The 12,627-nt window shown below is 49.7% G+C and carries 17 protein-coding genes and 1 tRNA gene; 9 read left to right on the top strand and 9 right to left on the bottom strand.

Translation table 11 applies throughout. The features are described 5' to 3' along the window. The first annotated feature begins 28 nt into the window (after nt 1-28). The 3 genes from PsAD37_RS22410 to PsAD37_RS22400 all read left to right on the top strand — a co-directional run bounded on the left by PsAD37_RS22410 (nt 29) and on the right by PsAD37_RS22400 (nt 1,402). Nucleotides 29-244, top strand: coding sequence for a DUF3126 family protein (locus PsAD37_RS22410; protein ID WP_063289535.1), 216 nt, complete (start codon nt 29-31; stop codon nt 242-244). Nucleotides 245-504: 260 nt separating this feature from the next. Beyond that, nucleotides 505-819: a hypothetical protein gene (locus PsAD37_RS22405; RefSeq protein WP_063289534.1), complete on the top strand. Its 315-nt coding sequence runs from the start codon at nt 505-507 to the stop codon at nt 817-819. A 55-nt stretch (nt 820-874) separates the two neighbouring features. Continuing rightward, nucleotides 875-1,402 (top strand): gamma carbonic anhydrase family protein, encoded by a 528-nt coding sequence (locus tag PsAD37_RS22400; protein ID WP_063297989.1) that lies wholly within the window; start codon nt 875-877, stop codon nt 1,400-1,402. Nucleotides 1,403-1,479: 77 nt separating this feature from the next. On the opposite strand, the gene PsAD37_RS22395 is transcribed toward PsAD37_RS22400, so the two are convergent. The 3 genes from PsAD37_RS22395 to PsAD37_RS22385 form a co-directional block, all read right to left on the bottom strand. After that, the gene (locus PsAD37_RS22395) at nt 1,480-2,100 is read right to left on the bottom strand and encodes a transglutaminase-like cysteine peptidase (protein WP_063297988.1); all 621 of its coding nucleotides are present in this window, start codon (nt 2,098-2,100) and stop codon (nt 1,480-1,482) included. A 368-nt stretch (nt 2,101-2,468) separates the two neighbouring features. Continuing rightward, nucleotides 2,469-3,104, bottom strand: coding sequence for a PilZ domain-containing protein (locus tag PsAD37_RS22390; protein WP_063297987.1), 636 nt, complete (start codon nt 3,102-3,104; stop codon nt 2,469-2,471). Nucleotides 3,105-3,209: 105 nt separating this feature from the next. After that, nucleotides 3,210-3,938 (bottom strand): PAS domain-containing protein, encoded by a 729-nt coding sequence (locus PsAD37_RS22385; RefSeq protein WP_208992023.1) that lies wholly within the window; start codon nt 3,936-3,938, stop codon nt 3,210-3,212. A 427-nt stretch (nt 3,939-4,365) separates the two neighbouring features. Between PsAD37_RS22385 and PsAD37_RS22380 the strand changes: the two genes are divergently transcribed. Continuing rightward, nucleotides 4,366-5,136, top strand: coding sequence for a rhomboid family intramembrane serine protease (locus PsAD37_RS22380; protein WP_063297985.1), 771 nt, complete (start codon nt 4,366-4,368; stop codon nt 5,134-5,136). A 164-nt stretch (nt 5,137-5,300) separates the two neighbouring features. Beyond that, nucleotides 5,301-5,732 (top strand): CBS domain-containing protein, encoded by a 432-nt coding sequence (locus PsAD37_RS22375; protein WP_063297984.1) that lies wholly within the window; start codon nt 5,301-5,303, stop codon nt 5,730-5,732. Nucleotides 5,733-5,831: 99 nt separating this feature from the next. Here the strand turns inward: PsAD37_RS22375 and PsAD37_RS22370 are convergent, their stop codons facing one another. The 3 genes from PsAD37_RS22370 to folE all read right to left on the bottom strand — a co-directional run bounded on the left by PsAD37_RS22370 (nt 5,832) and on the right by folE (nt 8,081). Continuing rightward, nucleotides 5,832-6,845: a patatin-like phospholipase family protein gene (locus PsAD37_RS22370; RefSeq protein WP_063297983.1), complete on the bottom strand. Its 1,014-nt coding sequence runs from the start codon at nt 6,843-6,845 to the stop codon at nt 5,832-5,834. A gap of 98 nt (nt 6,846-6,943) precedes the next feature. Continuing rightward, nucleotides 6,944-7,414: a phosphoribosyl-AMP cyclohydrolase gene (gene hisI / locus PsAD37_RS22365; protein ID WP_063297982.1), complete on the bottom strand. Its 471-nt coding sequence runs from the start codon at nt 7,412-7,414 to the stop codon at nt 6,944-6,946. A gap of 34 nt (nt 7,415-7,448) precedes the next feature. Further along, on the bottom strand, nt 7,449-8,081 hold the full coding sequence (gene folE, locus PsAD37_RS22360) for a GTP cyclohydrolase I FolE (RefSeq protein ID WP_063297981.1): 633 nt from the start codon (nt 8,079-8,081) through the stop codon (nt 7,449-7,451). A 415-nt stretch (nt 8,082-8,496) separates the two neighbouring features. Between folE and PsAD37_RS22355 the strand changes: the two genes are divergently transcribed. Next, nucleotides 8,497-8,931 (top strand): iron-sulfur cluster assembly scaffold protein, encoded by a 435-nt coding sequence (locus PsAD37_RS22355; protein ID WP_063297980.1) that lies wholly within the window; start codon nt 8,497-8,499, stop codon nt 8,929-8,931. A gap of 11 nt (nt 8,932-8,942) precedes the next feature. Then, nucleotides 8,943-9,296, top strand: a complete 354-nt coding sequence (gene yidD / locus PsAD37_RS27920) for a membrane protein insertion efficiency factor YidD (protein WP_082827031.1) — start codon at nt 8,943-8,945, stop codon at nt 9,294-9,296. 15 nt (nt 9,297-9,311) lie between these two features. On the opposite strand, the gene PsAD37_RS22350 is transcribed toward yidD, so the two are convergent. Together PsAD37_RS22350 and PsAD37_RS22345 are read right to left on the bottom strand one after the other, a co-directional pair. Continuing rightward, a complete protein-coding gene (locus tag PsAD37_RS22350; protein WP_063292718.1) occupies nt 9,312-9,866 on the bottom strand; it encodes a hypothetical protein in 555 nt (184 codons plus the stop codon). Nucleotides 9,867-9,914: 48 nt separating this feature from the next. Next, nucleotides 9,915-10,214 carry a hypothetical protein gene (locus PsAD37_RS22345; RefSeq protein WP_063297979.1) on the bottom strand — a complete coding sequence of 100 codons (300 nt, stop codon included), beginning with the start codon at nt 10,212-10,214 and terminating at the stop codon, nt 9,915-9,917. 350 nt (nt 10,215-10,564) lie between these two features. Here PsAD37_RS22345 and PsAD37_RS22340 point away from each other — a divergent pair. Next, nucleotides 10,565-10,649: transfer RNA gene (locus tag PsAD37_RS22340), tRNA-Tyr, on the top strand. Nucleotides 10,650-10,688: 39 nt separating this feature from the next. After that, the gene (locus PsAD37_RS22335) at nt 10,689-11,111 is read left to right on the top strand and encodes an ASCH domain-containing protein (protein WP_063297978.1); all 423 of its coding nucleotides are present in this window, start codon (nt 10,689-10,691) and stop codon (nt 11,109-11,111) included. On the opposite strand, the gene PsAD37_RS22330 is transcribed toward PsAD37_RS22335, so the two are convergent. After that, complete coding sequence (locus PsAD37_RS22330) at nt 11,108-12,448, bottom strand: glycosyltransferase family 1 protein (RefSeq protein WP_208992022.1); 1,341 nt, start codon at nt 12,446-12,448, stop codon at nt 11,108-11,110. The two genes, PsAD37_RS22335 and PsAD37_RS22330, sit on opposite strands and share 4 nt — an antisense overlap. Between the last annotated feature and the right edge of the window lie 179 nt (nt 12,449-12,627).

Genomic DNA, 12,627 nt, shown 5'->3' with positions numbered 1-12,627 from the left:
TTGAAGTGAAATTGGTAAGGAGACGGCTGTGAAGCCTGATGAAATTCGTAAGGTGCAAACCTACATGCGCAATACTTTCAAGTCGCCAGAACTTGAAGTGCGTGCGCGTCCTCGTAAAGATGATTCCGCAGAAGTTTATATCAAGGATGAGTTTCTTGGCGTTATCTTCCGCGACGAGGAAGATGGCGAACTGAGCTGGAACTTCCAGATGGCTATCCTTGATATTGACGTGGAAGGCCTCTAAGGCTTCACGCAAAATCTGATTGATTTGAAGGGCTCCGTTTTGGGGCCCTTTTTGCATCAAAATGAGACTCTTGAAGGCTGTGGGCGTCCTGAATTGAAACGGGATGGAGTTTGTTCTCCTGCCTTAATTTCCTATGCGGATTTCATATGTAAATATTAACAGGAGGTTAACTCGAGGATAGCACGCGGCATAGGAATTGCTTTCAACTGCACAGTAACGCGTTTGAGCTGGATTGAGCCAGCTGAGAATGGGGGAAGTGCATGCTGGGCGATTTGTTGTTGGCCGCGTTTATAGCGGCTTCTGGTTTTGTGACTGCAGGAATTCTGGGTAGCTTCTATCACTTGGTGACTGGGGAGCCCCCGCGATTTTTTGCTGAGATGAAAGGGCCGTTGTCCTGGCTTATTGTCGTCGGGTTATGGCTTGTTGCTGGTCCTTTTATATTTATGCGCAATGCGATCCAGGGTTATTATCGGGAGTCATTTAGCCCCAAGATGCTGGCCGCCGCGGGAGGGCTCACCGCTATGTGGAGCATTCTTTCCGGTACGTTTGTTTTGAGTTTTCTCTTGGCACTTTGAGCAAGCCATATGCTAGATTGCGCGGGATTTGATTTGTGCAATCTAGGAGAACCTTGTGCCTTTTTATAAGCTTGGAGACAGAAGCCCTAATGTTCCTGAAAATGGAAACTACTGGGTCGCGCCATGTGCAAGTCTGATTGGGCATGTGCAGCTGGATGAAGAAGCGAATATTTGGTTTGGCGCTGTTTTGCGCGGTGACAATGAGCTTATCCATATTGGTGCGCGGTCCAACATTCAAGACGGATCGGTTCTTCATACAGATTTGGGGTATCCGCTGATTGTTGGGGCAAACTGTACGGTTGGTCACAAGGCGATTTTGCATGGATGCACTGTGGGGGAAGGCTCGCTTATTGGAATGGGCGCGACAATCCTGAACGGTGCTAAAATTGGTAAGGGCTGTATTATCGGCGCCAATGCACTGGTTCCTGAAGGCAAGGTTATTCCAGATGGTTCTCTGGTTGTGGGAATGCCGGGGAAGGTGGTTCGTGAGTTGGATGATGAAGCACAGGCCATGCTTATCCGCTCAGCAGATGGCTACGTGATGAATGCACAGCGCTTTAAAGAGCAGCTGGTTGAACTCTGAAGCCATCACGATTTTTGAAAACAAAACAAGCCGCGGCATTTTCCGCGGCTTTGTTGTTTGCCAAGACCTTGGCAGCTTTATTCTGGAATACTTGCAACGGTGGTGACGCGTTTATCCGAAATAGCAGACCAGGCAGAAGCATGGCGAGCGGACTGGCGTTTCACATAGCGGTATGGGGTTGAATACCAAGGCAAGATTGAAGAGATCTGATTGTCGAGAATGAGATCTCCCTGATCAGTGCGCACGCTTAAGACAGCGTGCCCGCCGTTACTCAGGTCTTTCACGACCGTTATGAGCAGGGAGCTTGGCGGCCAGCCCAAAGCAATGAGTTGCCGCTGTTTTTCCAGAACGTACTCTTCGCAATCACCAGCACCTTGCGGGTATGTCCAGTATTCAGGCACTCCGAACAGTTGCTCGTCTGTTAGCGGGCGAACTTGTGTGTTGATTGAGGCGTTTACATCCAGCAATTCCTGCCAGCGCTCTTTGGTCAAGCGGACAACCAACGGCGTGTTGGTACCGTAGCGGCACTGTTGCGGGTAGTTTTGACAAAATTCAATATGACCAACGGGGGCACTGGCTTGTCCGATAACCGGCATAAAGCGTCCTGGAACTTGCTCGGCATGAGCGTGAGACAGGCTGATTAGCCCGCCCAATGCGACTCCCAAAACACTTTTCGCGAACAGCTTATACTCAAACACAAGTAGCGCCCTCCAATCATGGCAGGCTCTACTTTCCTTCGCGCACTTTTATTTGGTTATAATCTTTAAAGTCAGTATTTAGTCAAAATTAATCAGTATTTAAGTCAAGATTGAATATTAATTAAATTAATGTTTCAGAAAATGAGAATCAATATTAATTCAAATTGTAATCACTCTAAGACTCCGCAGGAATCTGGAGTTTCTGATGAGACCTAACGAAAGTTTTATGGTTTAATTACAGTTAATTAGAGAGCTGAGATGCGAAGCTGTGTCTGTTGCATGTAATTCTCACTGCGAATATTTTTTTATAAATTTATCGAAAAGCTGAGGCTTAACCGTTGATAAGACGGGAATCGGTCTGGCTGAGCTTAGCGCTTTTCAGCGTTGGAGATATGGTGCTCCAGCAGTTCCTTATTCTGGACGGTGGCGAATTCGACTGCGACACCTTCTTCAAAGTGGCGAATGATCCGTGCACGCATCTTACCAAGCGTGATTGGTGTTCCAAGTGCTGGGCGTACATCTGTCTTGAGTGCTGCGCCAGAGAGAGAGACATCCACAATGCGGCAGGCGTATTCTCTGCCGTCCGGCAAAATGATCTTCGTAATCGGGTTCTTTGGAGTGAAGCGGTCAAATCTGCGATCTTCTGGCAGATTAAGCTCGTCTTTGTTTGCCAGCCAAGTCAGGACGGAAGCCAGCTTGTCGCGCTTACGTGCACTGGCATTGAGCGTCATTGCAAAGCCGCCATCAATCTCGCGGACGATCTTTCCTTCAACGCGACCAATGTGATCAAGATAAGCGACCACGCGCTCGCCAACTTCACCCATTACCGGAGAGATAAAGGCGGCGCCACCAGGAGACATATTGACGACCTGGCAGGGATACTCACGCCGGTTTTCCAGCATGAAGCGGCCCAGCACGTTGATTTCAACGCGAGAAAAACGGCGTCTGTCAGGTGCCTTTGCTGCTAGTGCAGCAATTCTGTTGGTCGCTATGCGCCCTGCCATTTTCCTAGGAATCCCGAATACGCAATTATTGACTAGTAAGAAACTTGGGTGACACCCTAGGAAAACAAGGTTAACAGAATGGTAACTGTGGTGCGGACTACAGGTTTATATTTTGCCTCCATCAACAACTCGCAGGTGTCCTACCTGTCGGCTGTTTGGAATTTCGACAGCTTTTGGTACTGCTGATCGTTGCAAGTGAGTTCCACGGCTAACTCTTGGTTCCATTGAGCTAACAGCGCGATGCGTTGGGGTTCCAAAATGTGGGACGCAGTCATTTTCGTCACTGAAGAGAGGTGCGTCTTCATCTGGCCAGATCAACCTCAGGCTGTTGACTTTTTGCTTGGAGATTGCCTGAACACCGAGCCAGAATGGACGCTTGAGTGGTGCCATACAGCCAAGAATACGCGTACAACCTTCACCCTGAACGCGGATCGGTAGGAGCAGGAGTTCCAGATCTACTGACTGGCCCATTTCAGTTGTGCCCGTGAAGCTGATCACGGCTGCAGCGCCATCCTGTGTTATGGCGGAGAGCATGGCTGTGACGGCTTGCTGGTCTTTCTCATCCCAACCGTCAAGAAAACTACGGCCTTTCAGTTCACGGCAGAACAGGGAACACAATCGTGTCCCTGCAAGACGGAACCTAAAATTGTTCTGCTGTGCCAGTTCCAGAATGAACGTATCACCCAAAACACTTTTGATTGCGGAAGGTTGAATATCGCCACGGTCGGGAGCTGGTCGCTCAGCCCGAATTTCGTCCCAGTATTCGAAGAGTATCCGTGATGCGCCGTGCTTCATATTCCCGCCTTCCCCAGTCCGCTTATTGGGTTTTCCCATTGGGGTCAGTGTCCTTTTTATGGACAACTTTAACTATCCGCTGGTCTATGGTGGGGAATAAGCATGGAGCGTGCCAAGTTAGAAATATCATAAAAATTTAATAAAATATTAACTTTAACAAAGAGTTTAAGTTGTGCTGTTGGGCGGCTTGTATAATCTTGGTTGCAGTTGCCTCGCCTGAACCCTTGAGGCCCTAAGAATTGAGCTATTGTTGGCGGTAAACCTTAGTTTTCAGCATTTCGTGTGTTGATAAAAAGTCGGGAAATCAAACGCCTAACGGGGAGAAGCTCCGATAAACCGTCAGCGCTTGGGGGAGTGCTGGCGGTTTATTGTTTTCATTTGATCCTCACATTTTGCGGCAAGCCTTGCGAAGTGTGCCAAGTTGTCTTAGTTCAAAATGGGACAATAATTTTGGATCTGTAATAAAATGAACCAATCCAATGAAGACCATCTGGCACCTCACGGCCCCGACCTTCAGAGACCAGCGCGGGAGCCGATGTTCAATCTGCCAACCGTGGTTGTTGGGCTGTCTCTGATCTTTATTGGGATACATCTGGTTCGTGCCTATGTGTTGACGCCCAATGCAGATTTGCAGACGCTGCTTTTGTTTGCGTTCTGGCCTGTCCGATATCTTAGTGGTTTTATGGCTGAATATTCTTGGCCAGGAGAAACCGTGTCGGCGATCTGGAGTTTTCTGACCTACGGGTTTTTGCATGGTAGCGTGCAGCATGTAGGTTTCAATGTGCTTTGGATGGCAGTGTTCGGGAGTGCTGTTGCACGACGTTTTGGTGCGACCCGTTTTCTGCTGCTCTCGGCTGTTTGCGCTGTTGCTGGCGCAGGAGCTCACCTTGCTACAAACTGGGGGCAGAGTATCCCAGTGATCGGTGCCTCGGCGGCGGTCTCAGGACAGATGGCAGCTTCCTTACGCTTTATCTTTGAAGCTGGTGGTCCGATGAGCTCGTTTCGGCGGCATGATAATGCAGCCTATTCTGTGCCTGCTCGACCTTTGATGGAGGCGTTGAGCGATCGCCGTGTCCTTACCTTTATTCTGGTTTGGTTTGGCTTGAACTTCCTGTTTGGTATGTGGTCTGCGCCAATTGCGGGTGAGGGCGTTAGTATTGCTTGGCAAGCTCACGTAGGTGGATTTGTCGCTGGTTTGATCCTATTCCCACTATTGGATCCGATTAAACCGCGTTGAAGTGAGGGGTTTAATAGTTAGCTAACTACATATGTTAACAGCACCTAAGTTGGTGACTAGGCAAGCATTGTTTTTTTGTGTCATGATGCCGTAGGGTTAGATTTGTTCTCTTCCTCTTTTTTCTCTGAGAAAGAAGGATGACATAAACAAACGAGGAGGTCGCCATGACAGTTGCTGCCATATTGAACGGCAAAGGGCGAGACGTTTTTACGGAGCCGAGTACACGTAGTTTAAGCGAGATTTGCGCAAGCCTTTGTGGTCGCCGCGTAGGTGCAATTGTGTTGTGTGATAAGCCGGGTGTGATTGTTGGGATCGTGTCGGAGCGTGATGTGGTTCAGGCAATTTCGATGGAAGGTACTGACGCGCTTGCACAGCCTGTCAGCGATTACATGACCAAAGAGGTTGCCGTCTGTAACGAGATGGATTCCGTGAACGGTGTCATGGCGCGTATGACTGAAGGGCGGTTCCGGCATATGCCAGTCGTGGAAGACGGTAAGCTTATCGGATTGGTCTCAATCGGTGATATCGTGAAGTTCCGTATCGCTCAGGTTGAGCGTGAAGCGGACGACATGCGGAGTTACATTCAGGCCGTATGATCTGTGCTTTAGCTGCTGTGCTTTTAGGGCACAGCAGTTCCAATCCTAGCTAGTTCCCATCAAATCATTGTTGTTGGCATCGGTGTTCAGAGCACTGCGTCAAGGCTGTACTTCTGCCAGTTGATGGAGTTCTGGAAGCGCACGGCAAGTGGTTTCATACCCGACGCGAATTGCCTCTTCACCACGATGGAAGTCGAACAGACCCAGGTGTGAAAGGCGTAGTGTCAGAATGTTGTCTGGTGGATCACCTGCAAGACGTGAGCGTCCAATTCTATCCTGAATGATGTTGTAGCTGTCCATCATTACGCCGGAGATGCCCGGCAATCCTTTTGGCTTCCCGCCGAATATTTGGCGTCGCAGCACTCGTTTGATTGCCCCGCCCGGATCTTTCTGTAACTTGCTATCAATCTCTGGAATCATATCTTTCGGGATTGGGGGCAGTTCATGGACAACCGTAGAGCCTCGACCGAATGTGTCGGAGTTGAGGTTGACCGCGATCACAGCTCGTGCGCCCATCGCACGGCAGACGGAAACCGGGATTGGATTGACCAACGCGCCATCCACCAGCCAGCGGCCACCATATGCGACCGGCTCGAACACGCCGGGGAGGGAGGTGGAACACCGCATAGCTTGTGTGAGTGGACCCTTCTTCAACCAGATTTCGTGTCCCGTGCCCAGCTCCGTCGCAACGGCTGCAAATGGTCGATCCAGATCCTCGATCATGATTCCACCGAAATGGTCTTCGAACAAGGAAAGGACTTTTTTGCCTGAGATAAGGCCGGAACCGCCGAAGGAAAGGTCGACCATGCTGAAGACCCGGCGGCGAGAAAGCGACACAACCCACTCTTCGAGTCGGTCCAGCTTGCCACAGAGATAACAGCCGCCGACAACAGCGCCAATGGACGTGCCAGCTATAAAGTCCGGCTGAATGCCTGCTTCTGAAAGGGCTTTGAGTACGCCAATATGCGCCCAACCACGAGCCGCACCACCGCCCAGAGCCAATCCGATACCTGGTGTGATCTCTGGCTCAGGTGTGGTGGGTGGTGTCTCAGGTTCTTCTTCTACAGACTGTTTGCTGTTTGGCCACAGAGGTAGATTTTGCAGCACTGCTATCTCCCCGACTGTCTTTCAACGGTTGAATAATCAAAATTACCTTGGGGTAACTATGCTATTTAAACCTATAAAAAGACTGAATCGGGGCACAGCGAAACCTACTGTTTTTTCCCGTAAACTTCTTGGGGGTCATATACCGGAGCGACTTCCGTCTTCTCCAGCCAAACATCATCTGTGTCATTTGAGTTCACTTTGCGGAAGAAACAGGAACGATAGCCAACGTGGCATGTTGCTCCATTTCCATGAACTTTGACACGCAGCCATATGGCGTCCTGATCGCAATCTGTCCGGATTTCAATGACTTCCTGTACCTGGCCAGAGGTGCCGCCCTTATTCCAGTATTCCTGTCTGGAGCGACTCCAGTACCAAGCCTCGCCAGTTTCAATGGTGCGACGCAGGCTCTCAGTGTTCATATAGCCCACCATGAGTAGCTCACCGCTCTCGAAATCTGTGACTGCAGCTGCGATCAGGCCGTTATCATCAAATTTTGGGCAGAGCTCATCGCCCAGCTCAATTGTTTTCTTGTCAGCACGCGGCGCGAAGCCGTCGGCTTTAATATTCGTCGACATGAAATGCTCGAATTTTGTGATGAATGGCCCGAGCTTACGAACGGACCATTGTCATAAAGCGTACCTGCTCAGATGCGTTATCTTCAAAAACACCGGAGAACCGGTTGGTGAGGGTTGATACACCCTGTTTTTGAATGCCACGCATGGACATGCACTGGTGTTCTGCCTCAATCATGACGGCGACGCCACGTGGAGCCAGATACTTTTCCAATGCCGTTGCGATCTGAACGGTCAGATGTTCCTGTGTCTGAAGGCGACGTGCGTAAATTTCTACAACACGTGCGATCTTGGACAGGCCGACCACAGCATGATCTGGATAATAAGCGATATGCGCTTTTCCGGTGAACGGCAGCACATGATGCTCACAGAAAGAAGTGAAAGAGATATCTTTCAGCAGCACAATATCATTGTACCCGCCGACTTCTTCGAAGGTTCGTTCCAAGTGCTCGCGAGGATCTTCTTTGTATCCAGAGAAGAGATCTTCGTAGGCTTTTACCACGCGTTTTGGTGTATCCAGCAGTCCTTCACGTTCGGTGTCATCACCGATCCATTGAAGAAGTACGCGTGCAGCAGCCTCAGCTTCAGCCCGGCTAGGGCGGTTGGGGAGCTTGTTGTCTTCTGTAGCCGTGGGATCGGTCTCTGTAACCGGTCTCAAAACAGCGTCCATATTATGTCTCCAACAATACGCAGTCGATGAGTGTAATTTAAGACATACTTCTCTTAAAAAAACACTGAACCCGCCATAGGTTCCTGCGCAACAACTATTTTTGTCGGCCTGTTTTCAGTCAGGCTCTTCCCATTGTCATACGCAAATCTATAGCTTACCTTAGGAGATGCGAGTATGGCGCAGGGTATAAACTACGACAACCCGTTTAGACAGCCAATAAATTGGCACCTATGGTTTCTTCTAGGTAATGTGTGCTAGATTGCGATATTCCGCTTTTGACCTCTAGCAAGGTCTCGGCAGCACCACCTATATAAGATAGATGTCTTGGTTAGGAAAGGGTCTTCCCTTACTACTGAGTGATCCAAGGTCGCTTTAAGTTATAAAGCGAGTGTCAGAATAGTAGCCAGAGTTTTGCATGTTGGACGACATTTACAATACTAAGATCCTTGAGTTTGCAGGGAATATCCCTTTGTTGGGACATCTCGATGCCCCGCAAGCTCAGGCAAAAGCACACTCGCGGCTTTGTGGTTCGACGGTGAGCGTTGAGGTTTGTGTAGCCGATGGTCTAATAACCTCATTTGCGCAGGACGTGAAAGCGTGCGCGCTTGGGCAAGCATCAGCCTCTATATTAGGCCAACATGTTATTGGGGCTTCACCCTCTGAAATTCGGGAGGCTTATGCGCAGCTCCATGCGATGTTGAAGGAAAGTGGACCACCGCCGAATGGTCGTTTTGCTGATCTGTCCTTCCTTGAACCGGTGCGCGATTATAAAGCGCGTCATGCGTCCACCATGCTTGCGTTTGAAGCCCTGGTGAAAGCGCTTGATGATGTTGAAGCTACCGTTGTTTAAGGCCAACTGAAATGTGTAAGCCCGAACCGCTCCCCAAAGTGAGGCCTGCCAGCCTGATGGCGCGGGTTGGGATCGGGCTTATTTGGATTTACCAACACAGTTTGTCGTTGATACTCGGGCGTGCGTGCCGTTATCAGCCTTCCTGCTCACATTATACAGCTGAGGCGATGGTGCGTTTCGGCTTTTGGCGTGGTGGTTGGATTGGGTTATCACGGATCATCCGTTGTAACCCATATGGAGCCAGCGGGTATGATCCTGTGCCTGCAAGTCTGCCCGAGCATTCCAGATGGTATCTGCCCTGGCGCTATGGGCACTGGACTGGACACCATATTGACCCCAAGACGCGCTTTGATCTGCCGGACTAGAAACCGTTCCTGTTGCTAAGGGCAGGTGAACTCGTTTTTCTCTTCTTCAGTGAGGACTGGCAAAACCGCGAACTCTCCTTCAATGGAGAGGTTTTCATAGGGCTGTGAGTTGATAACAACACCGTATGCTTTTCCGCTGGCAGCATCTAATGTCCAAACCCACCCGAGATTGGATTCCTGCGGATTATCCTTCCAAGAGATTTGAGTAATTTCCGGTGTGATCTGCTGCACGGTATAGGTTGCAGATCCTTTGCTCTTGCCAAGTTTGGAGGTGGTGTTCCAGGCGAGTGCTTCACTGTTGCAGATGAAGGTCGTGAACTTCTCTTCAATTGCCTCTGCGCCTTCCTTTGTAATAGTCCAGGCGAAATTCAATGATTTCCCTAACCATTGCTCGGCGGCTTTTGCAGCGGAAGCGCCACTTCCAGTTTCTGCGAGTGTGTGGATGTCGCTTTGGAGGCTTTTGCTGGTTGGGACGGGCGGGCCATCTCCCGTAACCTGTGCAACTGCGACCAGACCAGATGAATGAATGAACAAGACTGCGCTTGCGCTCAGGATTGCTAAGGGTTTCATTGGGTTATCCTGTTTTCATTCTTGCCGCTGTTTGATTGAGTTCAAAGGCTACTGAAAGAACTGCGACCAAAAACTTCCTTTGTCATTCTCGCTTTGCTCATTGTCAGTAGCGGTTGGATCAGTCGTCGGTTCGGATGGTGCCGGCATGTCGTGCGGATTGCTCATTTGGTATTCCGGCATACCGCTCATCATGGATGGGTCTTCTTCTGCATTATCTGGTTCTGGTTCGACAGTTCCAGAGGTTCCAAGAGAGGGTTCAATAGATATCTGAGCGTGAGCAGGACGCGCTCCAGACGTGAGCGCAAACCCCATGACGACAAGATATGTGAAAAGCCAGTGCCTGCTCATTTGAATACCTTTGGATGATCAGTGTGGTGTGCACTCCAATACAGAAACTCATAATTTCGTTTGAAGATAATGGCTTAATGTAGAGTTGCGTCCAGCAACTTGCAGTGGTTCCGGGTTCTTGGCTTAATGAAAAGCTATCTGCCGGTGTTGAAATTCATGAAATTTTTGTGTGCGGAATACGTGATTATGCCTATGTGAGAGCTGCCTAGAGGCGTGTTGTTCACAGATTGAGGGCCAAAAACGTTTTTTCCTATGTTTTCCTAACCCAAATTTCAAAGGAGCGTTGACAAGAGGGGCTCAAATGAAGATAACCCGTCCTCACACGGCGCGGCCAACTTGGCCAATGCGACGGAGGAGTGCCCGAGTGGCTAAAGGGGGCGGACTGTAAATCCGCTGGCTATGCCTACGTTGGTTCGAATCCAACCTCCTCCACCATCTTTCTTTCATAAAATCAGTTTGTTACGGTAGAGATGCATGTCTATTGAAGGTTTTGAAGACCTCCCAAGTTATGCTTTTGGCGACAGCCCTGACCTTGCTGACAGCTTGCTTGAGCTTGTTCTGAATGGAACAAAGACGGCTACCTGTGGCGATCTGCTTTCCTATGAGAAAGAAGGGGAGCCGCTTCCTCAGCCGGGTGATCAGTTCGTTATTCTTGATGGTAAGGGGCAAGCCGCTTGCGTCATTGAGATGGTTACTGTTGATGTGCGCCAGTTCGACGAGATTGATGAAATTTGGGCTGTGCTGGAAGGTGAAGGCGATCTTAGCCTTGAATTTTGGCAGGACGCGCATCGTGAATATTTTGAGCGGAACGGTGTCTTTGCTCAAGATATGAAGTTGGTTTGTGAGTATTTCCAGCTGGTAAAGATCTTCGAACGCGATCAAGCTAAGCCGAATTAAGTCTCTTCCAGTTTTTGTGGGATGCTCTCTGAGCCGGATGATCGCTTGTCCGGTGATGTGCTGTGGCTTTGAATAGCCTGCCAGATATCCTCTTTAACATTCTGCCATTGCCGGAGCTCAGCCCTTAAGGGGAGTTCTGCGCGTAAAGCGTCCTTGGTTTTTAATGTTGATTGGATCAGGGCGGCCAGTTCCTCAGCGTTGTGCGGGTCGAAATATCGGCAATGATCACCACCAACTTCTGGAATAGAGGTCGCATTTGAGGCAAGCACAGGTGTCCCCATCCAAAGAGCTTCGCCGACGGGCAGGCCGTATCCTTCAAACAAGCTCGGATACACCAACGCAATTGCTTCTTTGTAAAGGGCGGTGAGCTCGGCTTGCGAGGGCGATTGGACAATCGTCACGTACTTGCCAATAGCCGTATATTGCTGATCTTTGTTGAGGCTTGCAAAGGCGCCATTTGGAATTGCGCCTGCGCATATGAGCTGTGGCAGCGGGGTATCTTCGTTGTGCTCCAGAATGTGCAAGTAAGCGTCAAAAACCAGCTTCGCATTTTTTCGGTATCTAATGTCACCTAACAGCAAAAAAAAACCATTCTCCGGGCGTTGTCTGAGCGGGTAGATCGGCTCTGTTTCCTGAAATTCATGAGCCAAATGTACCACGCTTGTGCTCTGAGGGGATGGGAGTTTCTGCTCTGCCAGGAATTTCAGCAGATCGCTTCTCGTATACTCAGAGTTTGCCAGAACGTGCGGTCTTGTAGTGACAGTTCGCCTTAGATGTTCCAGCCAAAGTTTTGCGCCGAGGTCTTCTTCAGGGTCGTTGAGACGCAAAGGAGATATGTCATGGATCATGACATAGACTGGTACATATGGTGCGCGGCTCTTCACATATTCAGTCAAACGCCGGGCTTCTTCCAGGTTTCCTAATGAAAGGAAAGGAGCATCAATGTCGGAGAGTGGATCTCCAAGCGCTTCTCCATCATAAGCTCCGATGGTTTCATCCGCATGTGAGCGCAATGTATGCCGCAACCTGTGAAATAGTCCTTTGATTTTGCGGTTCCTGTATTTTTCAAGATGGAATGTTTTTACAGGAGCGCCCAGCAAGTCGGGCAGATATGCAGGGTTAAGGTCATCATCTTTAAACAGAGGATCGGCTTGCACACTCACATATTCGTTTGTTCGGGCGTCATGGCAGATGAAGGTGACTTCAAGGTCATCCTTATAAAAGCGTCTGGCTGTTTCATAGAGTGTTCTGGTGACGCCATTCGCCTGTAATGAGGTAGAGCGGTTCTGCCTCAAGGTGGTCAAATCAAAGTAGAGCTTTGGCTTTGGCGTCGTCATGCTCAGCTCCTGGTTGCTGGTAGAGTGTGCGTCATGCATTCCTTGTGATGGAGTTTGCGAATCCTGTTGTTGCAAACAGTATGAGGAGTGGGGAGGGGGAAGGCTAGCTAAACCCTTGCTAACCAGTGGTAATTCAAGGTGTGTAACCTGTCGATTAGGTGATCTCTCCCGAGGAAAAC

It is taken from the genome of Pseudovibrio sp. Ad37 (assembly GCF_001623075.1).
Classification (GTDB): Bacteria; Pseudomonadota; Alphaproteobacteria; order Rhizobiales; family Stappiaceae; genus Pseudovibrio.
This window is presented reverse-complemented; position numbering and strand designations above follow the sequence as displayed.